The organism is Kosakonia sp. S57 (assembly GCF_016516575.1).
GTDB lineage: Bacteria > Pseudomonadota > Gammaproteobacteria > Enterobacterales > Enterobacteriaceae > Kosakonia > Kosakonia cowanii.
Genome location: NZ_JACVUL010000027.1, coordinates 62220 through 81368 on the forward strand (window position 1 = coordinate 62220; position 19149 = coordinate 81368).

Annotated in this window: 16 protein-coding genes, 2 tRNA genes and 1 other RNA gene; 7 read left to right on the forward strand and 12 right to left on the reverse strand. The window is 56.6% G+C overall.

The annotated features are described in order from the left end of the window. Positions 1-8: 8 nt before the first annotated feature. The 3 genes from mdtN to IAE48_RS21320 form a co-directional block, all read right to left on the reverse strand. Positions 9-1037 (reverse strand): multidrug transporter subunit MdtN, encoded by a 1029-nt coding sequence (gene mdtN, locus IAE48_RS21310; RefSeq protein ID WP_076769674.1) that lies wholly within the window; start codon positions 1035-1037, stop codon positions 9-11. Between the two features lie 12 nt (positions 1038-1049). Continuing rightward, entirely contained in the window at positions 1050-1277 is a 228-nt protein-coding gene (locus tag IAE48_RS21315) for a YtcA family lipoprotein (RefSeq protein ID WP_083699469.1), read from the reverse strand. A 302-nt stretch (positions 1278-1579) separates the two neighbouring features. Then, positions 1580-2494: a LysR family transcriptional regulator gene (locus IAE48_RS21320; protein ID WP_200135520.1), complete on the reverse strand. Its 915-nt coding sequence runs from the start codon at positions 2492-2494 to the stop codon at positions 1580-1582. A gap of 484 nt (positions 2495-2978) precedes the next feature. Here IAE48_RS21320 and IAE48_RS21325 point away from each other — a divergent pair, with 484 nt between their 5' ends. The 3 genes from IAE48_RS21325 (at position 2979) to IAE48_RS21335 (ending at position 7145) form a co-directional block, all read left to right on the forward strand. Continuing rightward, a complete protein-coding gene (locus IAE48_RS21325) occupies positions 2979-4748 on the forward strand; it encodes an amidohydrolase (RefSeq protein ID WP_233631694.1) in 1770 nt (589 codons plus the stop codon). A 191-nt stretch (positions 4749-4939) separates the two neighbouring features. After that, positions 4940-6691 (forward strand): enoyl-CoA hydratase-related protein, encoded by a 1752-nt coding sequence (locus IAE48_RS21330; RefSeq protein ID WP_200135521.1) that lies wholly within the window; start codon positions 4940-4942, stop codon positions 6689-6691. A gap of 79 nt (positions 6692-6770) precedes the next feature. Beyond that, a complete protein-coding gene (locus IAE48_RS21335; RefSeq protein ID WP_094193033.1) occupies positions 6771-7145 on the forward strand; it encodes a MysB family protein in 375 nt (124 codons plus the stop codon). Here IAE48_RS21335 and IAE48_RS21340 read toward each other — a convergent pair whose 3' ends face one another. The 3 genes from IAE48_RS21340 to mdoG all read right to left on the reverse strand — a co-directional run bounded on the left by IAE48_RS21340 (position 7146) and on the right by mdoG (position 11497). Next, positions 7146-7364 (reverse strand): YceK/YidQ family lipoprotein, encoded by a 219-nt coding sequence (locus IAE48_RS21340; RefSeq protein ID WP_233631695.1) that lies wholly within the window; start codon positions 7362-7364, stop codon positions 7146-7148. Between the two features lie 76 nt (positions 7365-7440). Next, positions 7441-9969 (reverse strand): glucans biosynthesis glucosyltransferase MdoH, encoded by a 2529-nt coding sequence (gene mdoH, locus IAE48_RS21345; protein WP_076769671.1) that lies wholly within the window; start codon positions 9967-9969, stop codon positions 7441-7443. After that, a complete protein-coding gene (mdoG, locus tag IAE48_RS21350; protein WP_094420254.1) occupies positions 9962-11497 on the reverse strand; it encodes a glucans biosynthesis protein MdoG in 1536 nt (511 codons plus the stop codon). Before mdoG ends, mdoH begins: the two co-directional genes overlap by 8 nt. Before the next feature lie 275 nt (positions 11498-11772). Here mdoG and mdoC point away from each other — a divergent pair, with 275 nt between their 5' ends. Continuing rightward, positions 11773-12921: a glucans biosynthesis protein MdoC gene (gene mdoC / locus IAE48_RS21355; RefSeq protein ID WP_094420255.1), complete on the forward strand. Its 1149-nt coding sequence runs from the start codon at positions 11773-11775 to the stop codon at positions 12919-12921. 20 nt (positions 12922-12941) lie between these two features. Here the strand turns inward: mdoC and IAE48_RS21360 are convergent, their stop codons facing one another. The 6 genes from IAE48_RS21360 to ghrA all read right to left on the reverse strand — a co-directional run bounded on the left by IAE48_RS21360 (position 12942) and on the right by ghrA (position 17956). Then, the gene (locus tag IAE48_RS21360; RefSeq protein WP_370569044.1) at positions 12942-14435 is read right to left on the reverse strand and encodes a phospholipase D family protein; all 1494 of its coding nucleotides are present in this window, start codon (positions 14433-14435) and stop codon (positions 12942-12944) included. Next, entirely contained in the window at positions 14368-14910 is a 543-nt protein-coding gene (gene ymdB / locus IAE48_RS21365; RefSeq protein WP_023481602.1) for an O-acetyl-ADP-ribose deacetylase, read from the reverse strand. The genes IAE48_RS21360 and ymdB overlap by 68 nt, the downstream gene beginning before the upstream one ends. 127 nt (positions 14911-15037) lie before the next feature. Then, positions 15038-15532 (reverse strand): DUF1097 domain-containing protein, encoded by a 495-nt coding sequence (locus IAE48_RS21370; protein ID WP_200135522.1) that lies wholly within the window; start codon positions 15530-15532, stop codon positions 15038-15040. An 84-nt stretch (positions 15533-15616) separates the two neighbouring features. Beyond that, on the reverse strand, positions 15617-16177 hold the full coding sequence (locus tag IAE48_RS21375) for a molecular chaperone (protein WP_200135523.1): 561 nt from the start codon (positions 16175-16177) through the stop codon (positions 15617-15619). A 20-nt stretch (positions 16178-16197) separates the two neighbouring features. Continuing rightward, the gene (locus IAE48_RS21380) at positions 16198-16935 is read right to left on the reverse strand and encodes a phosphatase (RefSeq protein ID WP_200135524.1); all 738 of its coding nucleotides are present in this window, start codon (positions 16933-16935) and stop codon (positions 16198-16200) included. 82 nt (positions 16936-17017) lie between these two features. Next, entirely contained in the window at positions 17018-17956 is a 939-nt protein-coding gene (ghrA, locus tag IAE48_RS21385) for a glyoxylate/hydroxypyruvate reductase GhrA (protein ID WP_200135525.1), read from the reverse strand. Positions 17957-18193: 237 nt separating this feature from the next. Between ghrA and IAE48_RS21390 the strand changes: the two genes are divergently transcribed. From IAE48_RS21390 to IAE48_RS21400, 3 genes are all read left to right on the forward strand, one after another. Then, a tRNA-Ser gene (locus IAE48_RS21390) sits at positions 18194-18281 on the forward strand. A gap of 45 nt (positions 18282-18326) precedes the next feature. After that, positions 18327-18464, forward strand: a non-coding RNA gene (locus IAE48_RS21395) — RtT sRNA. 565 nt (positions 18465-19029) lie between these two features. Continuing rightward, positions 19030-19117 (forward strand) — tRNA-Ser (locus IAE48_RS21400). Positions 19118-19149: the final 32 nt, after the last annotated feature.

A 19149-nucleotide genomic window follows, 5' to 3' on the forward strand; every position in this document is an offset into this window, starting at 1 on the left:
CCCAATGCTCACTGCGGTTTAAGGGTAACGCTTGCGGAAGCGCCCATGCGGAACAGCGCCGGATCGGGGTGCTCCACGGCGATTTTTACCGGGAAGCGCTGCGAGACATGCACCCAGTTAATGCTTTTCGGCACAATCGGTAAACCGCCAATCACCGTTCCGCCCTCCGGCAGCACACCAAAGCCGACCGACTCGACGCGGCCACTAAAGCGCTGGCTGTGGTCGGTCATCACGGTGATCTCCGCTGGTGTCCCGGCGCGAATGCCTTGTAGATCCGTTTCGCGGAAATTGGCCACCACATACCAGCGGTCGTCATCCATCAGCGTAAAGACCGGTTTTAACGCCGAGGCGTACTGGCCGACCGTGGTTTTCAGCGCCACTACCACACCGTTAAAGGGCGCGCGCACCTCGGTAAACTCCAGATGCAGCTCTGCCAGCGCAATCTGCGCCAGCGCCCCTTCCCGCTGGGCCACCATCGCATCGACGCCGAGCACGGCGGAGGCTGCCTGGCTGGCCTGAAGTTGGATCGCGGCCAGCTCAGAGCGGGCGGCTTTCTCTGCCGTGCGCGCCTGATCCAGCTCCTCCTGCGAAGCGAACCCTTGCGGCACCAGCGGCTCCAGCCGGCTGCGCGTTGAGCGGGTCTGATCGACCAGCGCCTGCGAGCGCGCCACCGCGGCGGCAACAGACTGCGCGTTATACTCCTGCGCTTTGATGGTGCGCCCGGTCAGGGTGATTTGCGCATCGAGCGCCGCCAGCCGCGATTTCGCATCCGCCAGCATCGCCTGGTAAGGTCGCGGATCGATGCGGAACAGCAGATCGCCTTTTTTCACGCGCTGGTTGTCGCGCACAGGCATCTCGACAATGCGCCCCGTCACTTCCGGCACGACATCGATCGTATCGGTGTAGACATAGGCATCGTTGGTTTGCGGAGAAGTCTGCAGATGCCAGATCACCGCAATCAGCGCCACGATAGCGCCAATCACGATGAGCAGCAGCGGCCACTTTTTCCGTAACAGCGTTGAGCTGGAATCAGTCATAGGCCTTCATATCTAAAAAAGTAAGAACCAGAAAAGCGCGGCAAAGAGAAACAGCAGAGCCAGATAGCTTATAACCAGCGGCGAAAAACGCGCCTGCCAGCCTTTACGCACAATCAGCAGATGACACGGAATAAGCAGCAGCGCGGCGGCGAGAAAACAGAAGAACCAGGCGGGAAATGACGCGCCCAGAATCGGGATAGCGGGCGGTAAGCCGCAGCCGGAGAGTAAGCAGCAGAGCATAAGCGCGGCCCCGCGCAGACGTTTTGCGATCCCTTTCACAGCCTTGCTCCTGCGCGCGAAATCATCGTCACTGACACCTTTTCTCCATCCCTTAGATAAATAATTCGCTAACGACGCGTGTGGCACACCCGACTCAGATTAGGGGTAACCTTTGCAAGCGGTGATTATAAACCGCTGCGCCAGAAAATATAACGCTGACGTTACATTTCCGCTTTTTTGCATAACCCTCAGGCAAATCTCAAAAGCAAAATGTTCTCCCGCGCAGAATCGTCTGCCTGGCGGCAGAATAAATCCGGCTGCCTTTAACAATAACCGAACCACTCTTTTAAGCTGCTAACAATCAGCGAACGCAGCGCCGCGTCATCCTCGTTTTCGCGCCAGAATAACATCAGCGAGTGCAGGTTATTAAATTCATCATTATTGACATCAAGGGCGACCGCTCGCTTCGCCAACAGCTCCGGGCGCGCAATATGATCCGGCACGCAGGCGATGCCCAGCCCCTTTTTCGCCAGCGTCGCGCTCAATGTGTAATCCGTTACCAGCATCGCTTCCGCCGGGGCGTGCAGCGGATAGCGATGGTCATTATTTTCATCCGGAAAGGCGGGATAGATGAGCGTCTCACCATCCAGTTGAAAGGCATCGATATGGCGCTGCTGCGCCAGCCAGTGCTGAGGATGGGCAATAAGCATGGTTTGCAGATCGCCCACCACGCAGCCCTGCAGCCCGCAAGGCATGACCGGCAAATGCAGCCCCAGCACGTAGTCGACGCGCTTAGCACGCAGGCTCGCCTCGGTGTCATATAGATCGGTATGGATAACGTGGAGCAGCATCTGCGGATAGGCCGCCTTCACGGCGAGCAAAATATCGGCCACCACCTCTTGCGGGATCAGTTCATTAAAGGCCAGCCTCACTATCTCCGGTTCGCGGCGTGTTTGTAATGATAAGGAGAAGGCCTCCAGCCGCTGCCAGCTATTTACCATTGATTGTGCTTTTGGCAACAGTCGCTTGCCGTTGCTATTAATTTTGACCACCGATCCATTACCACGGGTGTGAAATAAGGGGTAGCCGAGAATATCTTCCAGCTCTTTTATCCAGCGGCTAATTGTTGATTTCGAGCGATTCATCCGTTGCCCCGCCTGCAGAAAACTTCCCGTTTCCGCAGCGGCGACAAATGCGCAGAGCGCTTTATTTTCAATAATCAGATCGCTTTTTTTCATGCTGGTTGCGTCCTTACCTCTTCTCATTATTGTGATGAGCCCGACGCCAGGGCATCCGCTGCTCACTCCGCAGGAACAGGTTTAAGGGCTTTCTTATTACAACACATTGATGTGGGTCACTTTTAACCCGCTCTTGCAGAGGGTTAATAAGGCGCTATTAACATGCCAATAAAGATAATTACAAAATGAAAAGCAAATAACTAAATAGCGTCAAATGACGTTATTAATTGTCAATAAACCGCATCGCTTAAGCTTTTACTTATAAGTAAACAAATAACACTTTAAGCAAGCGTTCATGATTTATCTTTAAATAAACGTCATCTGTTGCATAAACAGAACTTTTTGCCAGCAGGAAAGTTTTATTATTGCCACAAAACCCTATTGCTGCGGTTATTTTGCGTGTAGCGCATTTGTATCGTTATCCGCTTCTGCTTATTATCGCGGCGAACGTTATTATTCCCGCCTTTTAAATGGAGAACGCGATATGGGTTTATTTAAACCTTCGGGTACGCTACAGAAAATTATCAAAGTGAGTCTGTTATCGGCATTAATTAGCACCTCACTTAACGCTACAGCGGCAAAGGATGTACCTAACGATCCCAATGACCGGCCGACCCCTGCCGATATCATTATTATGAATGCCGATATCCGCACTTCCGATGCCGCCAAACCGCGCGCGCAGGCGCTGGCGATTAAAGATGGCAAATTTATCGCGGTGGGCAGCCCGCACTATATCAAGCTGCTGCAAAGCGATAAGACGAAAATGATCGACGCTAAGGGTAAAACGGTGATCCCAGGGCTGATTGATGCCCACACGCACCTGATTGCCGGGATTGATCTCATTAACGGGGTCGACCTGTTTGGCGTCAGCAGCAAACAGACGTGGCTGAAGATGATCAAGGAAAAAGTGGATGCCCAGCCGAAAGGTAGCTGGATTTTCGGCGGACGCTGGGACGCCACCTTAACCGCAGAGAAAACGCTACCCACGGCAGCCGAACTCGACAAAGTCGCGCCTGATAACCCGGTCGCACTGGTGGATGTCGATTACCACACCATGTGGCTGAACAGCAAAGCGCTGGAAGAGCTGGAGATCACCGATAAGACGCCCGACCCGGTCGGCGGAACCATTCAGCGGGATAAAAATGGCAAAGCGACCGGTATCCTGCTGGAGAACGCCCTGGATATCTACAACCGCTCGCCAAAAGTGATTGCCGCCCAGGGGGATAAAAGTGAGGGCTTGCGCAAAGTGATGGCGCATTTCAACAGCCTCGGCGTCACCGGTGCCCATGATATGTGGACCAACTCGGGAGACATCTACACCGATATGCTGAAAAAAGGCGGCTTCCCGATGCGCATCTGGTTCGGCTATATGGTGGATACCAGTGAAAAGAACAGTGGTGAACAAGCCTGGAAGGCGCAGGCCGATAAGCAGAAAGAGATGAATGCTTTTGCCGCCGACAAAGAGAAAGCGATCGGTAAAGGGCCGCAGTTCCGCTATGGCTACCATAAATATTTTATGGACGGCACCCTGATGAACCACACCGCCGCCCTGCATGAGCACTACTCCGATCGCCACGATCACTACTTCGGCACCCCGCTCTATACCCAGGAGAAGATGAACGAGATGGTGCAGCGATCTCATCAGTATGGCTTCCCGGTTGCCGTTCATGCCATCGGCGATAATGCCGTGACCATGGCGCTGGAGGCGTTTCGCAACAGCCCGCAGGGCAAGGATAAAATTAACCGTATCGAACATATTGAGCTGACGAAGTACGCCAATATCGAGAAGTTTGCGCAGAACGGCATTGTGCCGTCGATGCAGCCCGATCATGCCATTGCGCCTAACTACCTTGAGACACGTCTGGGGAATGAGCGCCTGAAGCGCGGTTACGCCTGGCAATCGCTGTTGACGGCGGGCGGCAACCTGGTATTCGGTAGCGACTGGCCAACGGCAAAAGAGAATCCAATGACGCAGCTGGGTGATGCCGTGTTACGCCTGAAAGAGGGCAAAGTGTGGTATGGCGAAAACGCCCTCACCTTTGACGAAGCGCTCTATGCCTACACCATGGCACCGGCAAAAATCAGCGGCTGGGATAAAGAGATTGGCTCGATTACCGTCGGTAAGTGGGCTGATTTCGCCATTGTTGACGGCAAAATCAAGGATCCGGTGCCGCAGGATATCCGTAACTGGAAAATTGCCGAGACCTGGTTTGCCGGCGAGAAGGTCTACGATAGCACAGAGAAGAAATCGTAATTCTCTCTTCACATGCGGAGCCTGCTCCGCATGTGAAGCTGAATGCGACAGGCCAGATTCAGAGTTTTCACGCCAGGGTGAGAAGTTGCCTGGCAGCATCACCGCCGCTCTGCTTGTTTTATCCCGAGGCCTGAAAAAAAATAGTGGGTGAGTAATCCCCTACCGGAATACCTTTTCCAGGATGGAAAGTCATGCATATTTTTCTGCTTTGCAGCGCCTTTAATGGCCTGTCACAACGTTTTTTTGTCGAACTCACCGATGCCGGTCATCAGGTCACCGTTGAGGTGTTTACCGGCGATGACGCGCTTGAACAGCGGCTTGCGGCGAACCCGCCAGACATTATCGTCGCACCGTTTCTGAAACGGGCTATCCCTGACTGCGTCTGGCAACACTTCCGATGCTTTATTCTGCACCCGGGTATTGTTGGCGACCGCGGCCCCAGCTCCCTTGACTGGGCGATCCTTGAAGGGTGGCTCGAATGGGGTGTAACCCTGCTGGAAGCCAACGCGGTGATGGATGCGGGCGACATCTGGGCGACGCGTACCTTCCCCCTGCCGCCGATGGCGAAAAGCCGTATTTACCGCCACCTGGTTACCGATGCTGCCGTTGCCTGTTTGTGGGAGCTGATCGCGAAGTTACAGCAAGGCCAGCAGCATGGCGATCCCCTTGATTATGACCGCGCCACCACGCGCGGCCGTGAGAGAGCCGCACTGCCGTTAAGCGCGCGCACCCTTGACTGGCAGCGCGATCCCACCGACCTGCTGCTGCGTAAAATCCGCGCCAGCGACAGCCTGCCCGGTGCGCCGACGCAGTTAGCAGGCGTGCCGGTGCGGGTGTTCAACGCCTGGCAGGCTGAGGCTACTGTCGCCAGCCGACGTGGGCACGTCGGGGAGATTTTCGCCCGCGACGGCGATGCGCTCTGTGTGGCCACCCTCGATGGCGCGCTGTGGATCGGTCACCTGCGCCGCAGTGACAAGCACGCCTGTGCGCAGGTCAAACTTCCCGCCGCTGTAGCGCTGCGGGACGAACTCGCAGCGTGCGCTTCGCTGCCGGTACTCGATGCGCAGCACCCCAACAAGCCCTGGCTTGAGACGCGCGGGCGTGTCGCCATTCTTCACTTCCCGCTGCTCAACGGCGCGTTTACCGTCCATGACTCGCAGATCCTCACCACGCTCTTTGTGCGCGCTGCCGGAGATAGCAGCGTGGATGCCATCGTGCTGGCCGGGGGAGATGATTTCTGGTCAAACGGCATTGAGCTTAACTCCATTCATGTGGCGGATAACCCTGCTGAAGAGGGGTGGGCATCGATCAACGCGATCGATGACTTTGCCGAAGCGATCCTCACCTGTCGCGACAAGCTGGTAATAAGCGCGGTCAATGCTAATGCCGGCGCGGGCGGTGCAATGCTGATGCTGGCGGCCGATCGGGTCTTTATGCGGGCGGGCGTGGTGATTAATCCGCATTACAAAACCATGGGGCTGCACGGGTCGGAGTTCTGGACCTTAACCCTACCCTGGCGCGCAGAGGCTGAAGCGGCGGTAGCGCTGAGTGAGAATTGCCTGCCGATTAGCGCCAGGCAGGCGGCGGCGCTTGGCCTTGTCGACTCGGTGCTTGATATCCCGCGCGAGGCGTTTCTTGAGACGGTGGTAAGCCATGCCAGCGCGATGATTGCGCCTGCCGCCCTGCCCGATTCGCTCAAGGCAAAAGCGCAGGCGCAGGAGGCGATGCGCCGTGGGCGTCCCCTGGATGCGTATCGCCGGGAGGAGCTTAGCAGGATGAGAGGCAACTTTTTTGCCGACGATCTCCACTTCTCCTCTCGCCGTACCGCGTTTGTGATGAAGCAGCCGCCCTGTAAAACACCGGAACATTTGCAGCGCCATAACGCCGCCGTGGCAGCGAGCCTGGCGAGTTTGCGCTGCGATAAAAGTGACGAGGAAGTTTGACGCTGGCATCACCAGCGACTATAGATTTCTGCATGTCTACTATCGTTATCAAGGAGCGTTTTACATGGCTGATTCTGAACTGAACTATTACACAACTCTGGCCGAAGCCATTGACGCGGCGCGCGAAGCGTTTATCGCTAACAACCCCGACGTCGATGAAGATGACCTCAATGTGCAACAGTTCAATGTCCAGAAGTATGTGCTGCAGGATGGCGATATCGTCTGGCAGGCAGAATTTTTTGCCGACGAAGAGCAACCGGGCGAGTGCCTGCCGATGTACAGCGGCGAAGCAGCACAGAGCGTCTTTGATGGCGACTTTGACGAGATCGAGATCCGTCAGGAGTGGCTGGAAGAGAACACCCTGCACGAGTGGGATGAGGGCGAATTCCAGCTCGAACCGCCGCTGGATACCGAAGAGGGTCAGGCTGCGGCAGATGAGTGGGATGAGCGTTAATTACTCGTAGGGGCCGTGCTGGGCGTCTATCGGCAGTAGCAGGGTGTCGAACACCAGCGAGAGCGGCAGATCCAGCACGGTCAGGAAACGCCATGAGGAGTCACGTACGTCCCACTGCACGCCGGGGTAGTACTGATTCCCGTGGCCCTGGCCTGGGATCGTCCGGCTGACAATACTGCCGCAGCCGCTTAACACGCACACCATGAGTACCACCAGCATCACTCTCACCGCGTTCCCCTTCTGATTATGCAGATAAAAAAATACCGGCTAATGCCGGTATTTTCTTAATGATGGCTTATTTCGCCTTCAGCGCCAGTGGATTAAGCGACAACGTTTCGTAGTGCTTCACCCAGGACAAATAGCGCTCTGGTGATTCCCAGACGCGATAGTGCAGGCGTGAGAGCGTAACCGGGTCGCTTAACAGCACCAGACGACGATCGCGGTTGAGCTTCTCAGGCGTTTCATTCAGCGCCTGCTCAACGTGACGGTCGCGGGCAATCTCCAGCACGTTACTGGCACGGTGACGCGCGGTCGCCATCGCTGTCGCCAGCGCGTTGAAGGAGGGGTTAAACACGGCGTGCATAAACCCATCTTCCAGCGAGCGTGAGCGGTTCAGCTCCAGATAGCGGTCGGTATCAACCAGCACCTGCGGCGGAGAGTACTCTTCCGGGATCAGGAACAGTTTCCAGCGTTTGGTGCGCAGACCGACCGTTGAGCGGCTCGAGATCACCGACACGAACGGCGAGAGGATCAGCGAGAAGACGATCGGTGCCAGCCAGAAGAGGAAGCGCAGATCCAGCCACGCCATCCCTACTGCCCACACCAGGCCCAGCAGCAGCTGCGAGCCGTGACGCATAAAGGCTTCACCCCACGGGGTGGAGTCATCATCACGCTGCGGCGAGTTCCATACCACTTCCCAGCCGAGGAACGCACTGACCACGAACACCGTGTGGAACAGCATACGTACCGGCGCCAGCAGCACGGAGAAGAGCACTTCCAGCAGCAGCGACAGCGTGACGCGGAAGAAACCACCGTACTCTTTCGGCCCTTTGCACCAGACAAGGATGATACTCAGCAGCTTCGGCAGGAAGAGCAGCACCATGGTCGAGGCAAACAGCGCGATAGCCAGTTCCGGACGCCACTGCGGCCAGACCGGGAAGAGCTGGCGCGGCTGCAGGAAGTACTGCGGCTCGGTCAGCGCATGCACCACCTGTAGCGCCGTTGAGAGCGCGAGGAACATAAACCACAGCGGTGCCGAGAGATAGGACATCACGCCGGTCAGGAACACCGCGCGGTGAACCGGATGCATTCCTTTCACGAGGAACAGACGGAAGTTCATCAGGTTGCCGTGACACCAGCGGCGGTCGCGTTTCAGCTCATCAAGCAGGTTCGGCGGCAGCTCTTCATAAGAACCAGGCAGATCGTAAGCAATCCACACACCCCAACCGGCGCGGCGCATCAGCGCAGCTTCCACAAAGTCGTGGGAGAGGATGGAGCCTGCAAACGAGCCTTCGCCCGGCAGCGGTGCCAGCGCACAGTGCTCGATAAACGGCTGCACGCGGATAATCGCGTTGTGGCCCCAGTAGTGGGACTCCCCCAACTGCCAGAAGTGCAGACCGGCGGTAAAGAGCGGGCCATAGACGCGGGTAGCAAACTGCTGGCAGCGCGCATAGAGCGTGTCCATGCCGGACGCGCGCGGCGAAGACTGGATAATACCGGCGTTCGGATTGGCTTCCATCAGGCGCACCAGCCCGGTCAGGCAGTCACCGGTCATCACTGAGTCTGCATCCAGCACCACCATGTAGCTGTACTGGCTGCCCCAGCGACGGCAGAAGTCATCGATGTTGCCGCTCTTACGTTTCACGCGACGACGGCGACGGCGGTAGAAGATCTGCCCTTCGCCCTGCACTTCGGCAATCAGCTCCATCCAGGCTTTTTGCTCGGCGACGCAGATATCCGGATTGTAGCTATCGCTCAGGATATAGACGTCGAAGTGCTTCTGCTGCCCGGTGGCTTTCACCGACTCCCAGGTGGCGCGCAGGCCCGCGAAGACGCGATCGACGTCTTCGTTACAGATAGGCATGATCAGCGCCGTGCGATGTTCCGGGTTCAGCGGTTCATCGCCCACCGTCGAGGCGGAAATACTGTATTTATCGCGCCCAATCAGCAGTTGCAGGAAGCCCATCAACGCCGTCCAGAAGCCAGCGGAGACCCAGCAGAAGAGGACGGCGAAGAGGATCAGGATCCCGGTCTGCAACACGTAAGGCAGGAGCTGCATAAAGGAGACCCACAGATCCTGGCCTGCCATATCGGCAGGGTTGATCAGCGCCCAGCCCTGATAAGGCAGGATGGTTTTCATGTACCAGGTCGCAACCACCGTCTGCGCAATCGTCAGCACGAGCAGGATATAGCGACGGATAGAGCCAACGGTACGCCACTTCTCCTCGCGAACCTGCTCCTCTTTGGTCAGACGCGACATATAGCGCGGCAGAACCTCACGACCGCGCAGGCGATCCCAGAAGCGCCCCAGGGGGTTGGTGCGCCAGGGATCCGGGAACATCGAGGAGCGTTTGGCTTTCGGCATCGCCTGCAGCTGCGCGCGTCCCTCGTCGTCCTTCGCCAGTTGCCCTTGCGCCAGCGAATCCGGCCAGCTGTTTTCCAGCCGCGCGGTCACCGATCCCAGCGGCGTGTCATCTTCACGCTTCCAGTCCGTGTGCTCCGCGTCCAGCGCTTCATGCACGCCGCGAATCGAATCCGTCGGCAGCGCTGCTTTCCGCTCCTCGGGGAGCGGCAGCGCGTCGATATACTCAGTTATCTTATTCATTGGCAGGTAGCTGATAGCTCCAGGTTTCACTCAGGGGCTGATCGGCGTTGACCAGCGCCGCGCGCATATCCGTGGTTTTCTTCGGATCTTTGACCTTCACGCGCAGCGTCAAACGCCAACCTTGGGTCACTGGATTATAGCGAACGGCGTTTTCAACGATCTCACCGTTATCGCCAATGCTCGCCTGCGCCGTTACCGGCGTATCCTGCGGCAGTTTTTTCATATCCTGGCCGGTAAAGTCGATCACGAACGCGATGGTACCGTCCGGCTGGCGGATAAGGTTGGACTGCTTCACATCACCCGTTGAACGACGAGTCTGCTTAACCCAGGCATTATCCGGCGCATGCAGTTTATCTTCGTCACGGCTAAAGGTGATGGTGTACTTGAAGTTCATCTCTTTGCCCGGCTCCGGCAGCTGATCCGGTGTCCAGTAGGCAACGATGTTGTCGTTGGTTTCGTCGTTGGTCGGGATTTCCACCAGCTCGACTTTCCCTTTGCCCCACTCGCCTTTCGGCGTGACCCACGCGCTCGGGCGCTGGTCGTAGCGGTCATCGATATCTTCGAAACGGGAGAACTCACGGCCACGCTGCAGCAGACCGAAACCCTGCGGGTTTTCCATCGCATAGCTGCTGACGGCCAGGTGTTTCGGGTTGTTCAGCGGACGCCAGATCCACTCGCCGTTGCCGGCCAGCATCGACAGACCGTTGGAGTCATGCAGCTCAGGACGGTAGTTGATTGCCGGCGAGGGCTGAGACGGCCCGAACAGGAACATACTGGTCAGCGGCGCAACGCCCAGTTTGCCCACTTTGTCACGCAGATAGACTTTAGACTGGACATCAACCACGCTGTCGCGGCCCGGAATAATGACAAAACGGTAGGCGCCGGTAGCACGCGGGGAGTCGAGCAGCGCATAGATGGTCAGACGCTTGTCGGTCGGTTTCGGACGCTCAATCCAGAACTCCTTAAAGCGCGGGAACTCTTCGCCGGAAGGGAGCGCCGTATCGATCGCCAGCCCGCGCGCGGAGAGACCATAGACCTGGCCCGCGCCAATCACGCGGAAGTAGCTCGCGCCCAGCATGCTGACGATTTCGTCGTTTTTATCTTTGCTATTGATGGGGTAAAGCACTTTGAAACCGGCAAAGCCGAGATCCTTAACGGTATCTTTGTCGTGCTGAATGTTGCCGAAGTTGAAGTAATCCGGGCTGTACTTAATCTGATGCACGGCGGTCGCGGTCACTTCGTTGATGGTTACCGGCGTGTCGAAGTACATCCCCTGATGATAGAACTCAAGCTTGAACGGTGTGTTGGTCTTGTTCCAGTAAGCTTTATCATGGTTGAACTGAATTTGTTGATAGTCCGCATACTTCATGTCGCGGAACAGCGAGGGCAGATTGCTTTTGGGTGCTTCATAGCTCTTGCCAGCCAGGGATTGCGCCTGTTTTGCGACATCGTCGATAGAAAAGGCCCAGCCTGATGACGTATAAAGTGACAACAGTACTGCTGCCCCTACCCAATGCATTTTCATCATTCGTAATTTAGGTTTCATAATAACTAAGCACTTCCCCCTTTGTGTGCTTAAATCGATCCGATCCATTTTAATGGAAACTCTGGCAATCCGACAACCGAATCCCTGCTTTGTTCTCAGGTACCGTTCATTGATTAAACAAATGCATCCGGCCCCCCATTTCCTTTTGCAGTCTTATCCTGGAGACAGGTTATCTGACATAGTGTAGGGTTGGTTTGGAATGTAATCATTATTTGTCTTATGGATAAGACGAAAAGTCTGAGAATGCACGGAGATATATGTCTAAATCCCCCGCACAACGTGAATATTTCCTTGATTCCATCCGCGCGTGGTTAATGCTGCTTGGGATCCCGTTCCACATTTCCCTCATTTACTCGAGCCATATGTGGCATGTCAACAGCACCTACCCGTCATGGTGGCTGACGCTGTTTAACGACTTCATTCACGCCTTTCGCATGCAGGTCTTTTTCGTCATTTCGGGTTACTTCTCCTATATGCTCTACCTGCGCTACCCGCTTAAACGCTGGTGGAAAGTGCGCGTCGAGCGCGTAGGTATTCCCATGTTGACGGCTATTCCACTGCTGACGTTGCCGCAATTTATTATGTTGCAACATGTAAAGGAGAACACCGCTAACTGGCACACCCTGTCGACTTATGACAAATTCAATACGCTGTCATGGGAATTGATCTCCCATTTATGGTTCCTGCTGGTGCTCGTTATATTAACGACGATCAGCTTGTGGTTATTCCGCGCCATCAGAAACAACGCCGATCGCCTGCTTAACGACATTTCTCTCGGCAAGCTTTCTGTCTGGTTTCTGCTATTGGGTATCGCCTGGGCGGCATTTCGCCGCGGCGTTTTCCTCTTCTATCCGGAAATATTGCGCGACGCGCTGTTTAATTTCACCGTGATGCAGACGCTGTTTTATATCCCCTTCTTCCTGCTTGGCGCCCTGACCTTTATCAGCCCGCGTCTGAAAAGCCTGTTTGTTACGCCATCGCCCTGGTGCATGGTGGGGTCGGCGCTGGCGTTTGTCGCCTACCTGCTCAATCAGCGCTACGGCAGCGGTGAGGGGTGGATGTATGAAACCGAAGCGGTAATCACCATGCTGATGGGCTTCTGGATGGTGAATGTGGTCTTCTCGCTTGGCCACCGGCTGCTCAATTTCCAGTCTGCCCGCGTCAGCTACTTTGTTAACGCCTCGCTCTTTATCTACCTGGTGCATCACCCGCTGACGCTGCTATTCGGCGCATGGATTACGCCGCATATTCAGTCGAACGTGGTGGGCTTTTTCACCGGACTGGTGTTTGTGATCGGCATTGCCATCGTGCTGTATGAGATCCACCTGCGCATTCCGCTGCTGCGCTTCCTCTTCTCCGGCAAGCCGCAGGAGAAGACGGCGAAATCACCGGTGCAGGCCGGGTAAACCACACGGCTGCTCTGATCTCAGAGCAGCCACTCCACCGGCAGCCAGTAGACCATGCGCACCAGAATGCGCTGCCACAAACGGGTTTGCGGCTCCTTTTTCAGCACAATCTCCTCGCCATCCTGCTGTTCAATCCAGTTGATACGACCAAAGCGGTCAAGGCGTAGTTGCCAGGTGATATCTTTCTGGCTGCGCAGAAAACGGTGATGGATCTGCTTTGCCAGCGTTTCACTATCAATGACAAAGCCCATCTCGGTATTCAGCACCGCGGATCGCGGGTCGAAGTTAAACGAGCCGATAAAGACCTTTTCACCGTCGATACTGAAGGTTTTCGCATGCAGGCTGGAGCCGGAGTTACCGGTTAAACCACGGTCATGCACCGGGTGAATGGGCGCTTCCCCGCGCGTCGGTTTCAGCTCATAAAGCTCAATCCCGTGGCGCAGCAGCTTTTTGCGCCAGCGCGCATAACCTGCGTGCACCACCGTGACATCGTTGGCGGCAAGGGAGTTGGTCAGAATGGCGATCTTCACCCCTTTGCGTGCCAGCTGTAGCAGCAGCGCAACGCCCGCGCGCCCCGGCACAAAATAGGCCGAGATGATGTCGATCTGCCGGTCCGGTTTACCCATCACATTAAGCAGTCGCTGCGGCAATAACGTGTGCTCGCGCGCTTTGCCCTCCCCTTTACGCGGGTCATCGCTCAGCAGACGCGTTTTTGCCCACATCAGCGGCAGCGTGCCGTTTTCAAGGTGCGCGGCGAAGTGCGTAGAAGCGAGCCTTTCCTGGTAGCGCACGGCGGTGATATCTTCCCGCCAGCTCTCCGGCAGGCGAATGCGTTCGGCAATCTCCTCCGGCGACAGCGAGAGTACGCTGCGCAGTGACGAGACCGAGGCCGAGTTCCAGTAGCGCAAGAAATCCCGCTCCACCTCTTTCACCACCGGGCCGATCGCCATTACGTCGAGATCGGTAAACAGCGGCTCTTCGCCAATGCCAAAATAGGCATCGCCAATATTGCGGCCACCTACCAGCGTCACCACGCCATCAACGGTGAAACTTTTATTGTGCATCCGCCGGTTAAGGCGCGCGAAATCCGTTAAATAGCCGAGCGCACGCAGGGAGCGAAAGGAGAAAGGGTTAAATAGCCGCACCTCGATATTGGGATGGTTATCAAGCTGGCGCAGCACGCCATCCATGCCGAGGGTGTTGTTATCATCCAGCAGCAGACGCACCTTCACGCCGCGATCGGCGGCGGCAAGCAGCGCCAGCATCAACAAGCGGCCGGAGGTGTCATCTTCCCAGATGTAGTACTGCACATCGAGCGTGCGCTCCGCCAGCTCCGCTAACCGGTAGCGGGCGACAAAGGCGTCCATACTGTCATCGAGAATATGCAGACCGCAAAGACCGGGGTGCGCCTCACAAACGGGTGCAACGGCGCGCCCAAGCCGGGAATCAGCGTGCAGGGTCGGCACCGTGTTGGGTGAGTAGGCGTTGATAGAGTCGCAGAGTTTCATCGTCATAGCAGACAAAGTATATCTGCCGTAACAGAGAATAGCGGGTTAGATAATCCGAAACGGTGTTGATGGCGATCTCCGCCGCAGCCGCTTTCGGGTAACCGTACACGCCGGTGCTGATAGCAGGAAAAGCAATAGAGGCGTAGCCATTCGCATCCGCCAGCTTCAGGCTGTTGCGATAGGCATCTTCAAGCAGATGGGCTTCGTTATCATTTCCGCCGCGCCAGACCGGACCGACCGCATGGATCACCGCTTTGGCGTTAAGATTGCCGGCGGCGGTGATCACCGCATGGCCCGGCGGACACTCGCCCTGCTGCTGGCGAACCTGTTTGCACGCCTCAAGCAGCGCCGGACCGGCTGCGCGATGAATCGCGCCATCAACCCCGCCGCCGCCGAGTAAAGACGCGTTGGCGGCGTTGACAATAACATCCACCTCAAGGGTTGTAATATCCCCCTGAATAACCTGCATACGTGATTCCATTATGGCTCCCTTGTCGGTGCAAAACCGAGATCATGCACTAAGTGTATACTGGCGCAACGGAAATGGTGGCGCCGCAAGCGAGCCGGCAGGAAATATTGTCGGGAAGAGAGGGAAAGCGAACGGCTAATTACGCTTTTTTCGCTGCCGCCGCGCGGGATGAACGACTCCGGGAAGCGAGCCACAGACCGCTGTTTTTCATGGCATAGCCAAACAGCAATCCTACCGCCAGCGAAGGAACTACTACTCTCCAGTCGCCCTGCCCGGCAAAGGTGGCGCAGGCGCCAATAAAGGTGCCGGGAACAAAAGAGAGCAGCAGGTTTTTAGCCTGCAGACACATCAGAAAAGCCACGATACCGGTCATCAGATAGCCCACAATCTCAAGATGGGGAGCCAGTGCGCTTCCGTACATAATCACCAGCGCCCAGATAACGCCACTCATTACCGTGCAGGCAGAGATCGCCAGCCCCTTCAGCCCATCCTGCGGGCAGGCGAAATAGGCCGTACAGCCGAGAAAACCGGCCCAGCTTAAAAGTCCTGAAGCGACGGCAACCCAGCCCCAGAGCCCGGAGAGGATACCTGTCGTCAATGCGAGTGCGAAGAGTCTGTTCATGGCGCGCATCATAGCAGATGCGCGCCGCTGCAAAGTGACATTCACCACATAAATTTAAACAACGAACTCATCGTTGCAAATTATTTGTGACTCAAATCACTCTTCATTCTCTGACTCTTCCTGAAGCTCTTCCCACATAGCGGCAATCGCATCGCGGGAGAGTTCAGCCAGCGTGCGCCAGAACGGCGTCGTAGCGTGGGCTTCCACTTTGCCAAAGAAGGTGCCGCACCACGGCAGCAGGTACTCCGCGAAGAGGGTTTCCAGCGCTTCGCTCTCATCTTCCGCAGAGTGATCTTCGAGCCATGAAGCGGCCAGCAGGAGCGTACCTATATGATCGGCCGGCGCGGCGCTCAGCGGCATACCGCGGCTGGATAAAAACTCGCGCACCTCCGCTTCGCTCGCCCCTTCAACCCATGCACTGCGCAGCGGCGAAACGCGACACTCATCGCCGACAAACAGCGCGTTGTAATCGGCGGCCAGCGTCTGGGCATCGCAGCTTTTTTGCAGACGCTCCAGCAGCGCATCCTGCTCAAGCGGCCAGCTCTCTGCCAGCTTTCCTTCGCGGATCATCGTGTAGAGCGGCACCAGCAGCGGATCCTGCGGCTGGCGGTAAAAGAGCGAGCCCAACACGCGGCAGAGAATAGAAAATTCGTTCATTCAGTAGTTCCAGTCAGTATTTAAAGTTCAGCAAATTCATCAATCGGCGCCATGCCGCGTGACTCAAGGAAGCTCAGCATGCGGCGCGGTGATACGTTGAGGATGCGATCCTCCGGGAAGCCGACTTCATCCAGCACTTTGCGGCACTCCGTGAAGTCGCCCAGCGTAAAGGCGGTGTGCGAGTCGGAACCGAGCGCCACCCAGCCGCCCGCGTCACGCACGGCAGCGGCAATGGCGCGGCAGTTCGTTTCACTGCCCTTGCGCGAATGGATAAAGGAGGAGTTGTTAATCTCCAGCGCCACATCATACTTCGCGGCTGCGGCGGCCACCGCCGGAATATCAATCTCAAACTTGGGGTTACCAGGGTGGCTAATGATATGCACATTACCGCTGGCAATGGTGGCGATCATCGCCTCGGTATGGCTGGCTTTATCCTGCGGCGGGAACACCGGCTCATGAAAACCGGCCACGATCAGATCGAGCGCATCAACCATCGGCCCGGTGCAGTCGATTTCGCCCGCGCGGTTTTTAATATTGGCTTCGATACCGCGCAGAATGCCGACGCCGTCGACCAGCCGCGGCCAGATACGCATATTAATAAAGTGCCAGTGGTGAGGGGCATCGGCCATGTCAGGGCCATGATCGGTAATGGCGAAGAGCTTAATGCCTTTGCGTTTCGCTTCGGCAATATAGTCATGCAGCGTGCTGTAAGCGTGGGTGCTGGCGACGGTGTGCATATGCAGGTCAACGGGGTACATGGCTCACTCCTGTAGTCAATTGCGCAAGAATAGCAGCTATTGTTATGCAGTTTAATGAAAACCCGGCACGACCGGGCCTATCTCAATACCCCCGCGCCCGATCAACGCGACCGCTCACCGACTCGCCGCGCTCAAGCTGGCGAAGGGTGTGGCAGATATAATCAATCGCTTCATCGGGACGGGTCACAGCGGCAATATGCGGCGTAATGGCGACGCGCGGGTGCGCCCATAGCGGGTTATCCGCAGGCAATGGCTCTTCACGAAATACATCCAGCATCGCGCCCTTCACCTTGCCGCTCTCAAGCGCCTGCAATAGATCTGCTTCCACAAGATGTACGCCGCGCGCGAGGTTAAGCAGATAACTCCCCTCTTCCAGCTGCGCGAGCAAGGAGTGATTGATGATGCCCGTGGTCTCCGGCGTGTTGGGCAGCAGGTTAATCAACACGCGTGTGCCATGCAGAAAATCCCCAAGCTCTTGTCCACCGGCAAAACTGGTGACGCCCGGCAGATCTTTTCGGCTGCGGCTCCAGCAACGCAGCGGGAATCCCCATTTCAGGAGTGCTTCGGCAACTTTTGCACCCAGTACTCCGGCGCCAAGAATGCCGACGGTAAAGTCCTTATGCGCATACTCCTCAAGGGGTTGCCACTTCGCCTCGCCTTTTAGCGCCTGGTAATCATCGAAACGGCGGAACCAGTGCAGCACCTGGCTTACGGCGTACTCCTGCATCTGTTGCGCCATGCCGGTGTCTTCAAGGCGAAACAGCGGCACTGCGGCGTCGAGCATCTGCGGATGCGCCTTAAGTTGTCCGAGGATCGCATCGACGCCTGCGCCGAGGGCAAACACCGCCTTCAGCTTCCGTCCTGCAAGCATCTCCACGGGCGGATGCCAGACCAGCGCGTAATCAGCGGGGGCATTATCGCCCGGCGTCCAGACACGGATGTTGGCATGCGGCAGTGCTTCGCGCAGGGCATTCACCCAAAAGGCGTTATCAAATGAGGGGTGATAAAAGAGGATCTCCATCGGCGCTCCGGTCTTGTTGTGGGTGAGGCATTTTTATGCGGCCGATAAGCATAACAAATATCCTCTCCAGCGCGCGTGTTGAGTGCCAGGGCGAGAAAAAAAGCGTTTTCAGAACGTTTTAGAAGCAGGTTGTTTGAAGTTTGTCTAAACGCACTACTTTATTGCAAAAGAAGATTGACGCGGTTACGGGTTTTCCCTACATTAGCGCCCGTCCCGACGACATCGGGACAACAATGTGGTGAGGTGTCCGAGTGGCTGAAGGAGCACGCCTGGAAAGTGTGTATACGGCAACGTATCGGGGGTTCGAATCCCCCCCTCACCGCCATTATTTAAGATGAGAGCCTGTACGAAAGTACGGGCTTTTTTCTTTTATATTCCCCGAACAGGGGGGATGAGAATCCCCGACCGGGGTTCGACAACGGGCGACAGCACGTTGGACAGACCATGAACGCAGTGAGTGGGCTGCCCGAAGGGCGAGCGAAGCGAGTCAATCCCCCCCTCACCGCCATTATTCGAAGAAGAGCTCGCATGAAAATGCGGGCTTTTTTTTTCGCATGTACCTTCGCACAAGGGGGGATGAGAATTCCCGACCGGGGTTCGACAACGGGCGACAGCCCGTTGGACAGACCACGAACGCCGTGAGTGGACTGCCCGAAGGGCGAGCAAAGCGAGTCAATCCCCCCCGGTGCACGCGTCGGCACAGGAGCCAGTGCCTGATGGCGGCTGCGCCTTATCAGGCCTACGCGCAGATGTCACTCCACACATCACAAAACATTTCACAATGCCAACTTTCGTGCCGTGTCCAATTGCCTGATGGCGGCTGCGCCTTATCAGGCCTACGTGATTGTGCCTTCTCAACCATCAAACCTGCTCTGCTCCGTAGGCCGGATAAGCGTGAGCGCCATCCGGCATTTTTATCCCTGCAAATCCCGGCATTTCCGCTACCAATCCACGCCGTTGCTCACACCTTAAGCGAACAATCATCACGGCTGAAAATCTGCTTGACCGCTTCAGCGCAACTCCCTATAGTAGCGCCCCGTTGCCCTCCTGTATGGCGGGTGACAATACAACGTGGTGAGGTGTCCGAGTGGCTGAAGGAGCACGCCTGGAAAGTGTGTATACGGCAACGTATCGGGGGTTCGAATCCCCCCCTCACCGCCATTATTTGAAGAAGAGCTCGCATGAAAATGCGG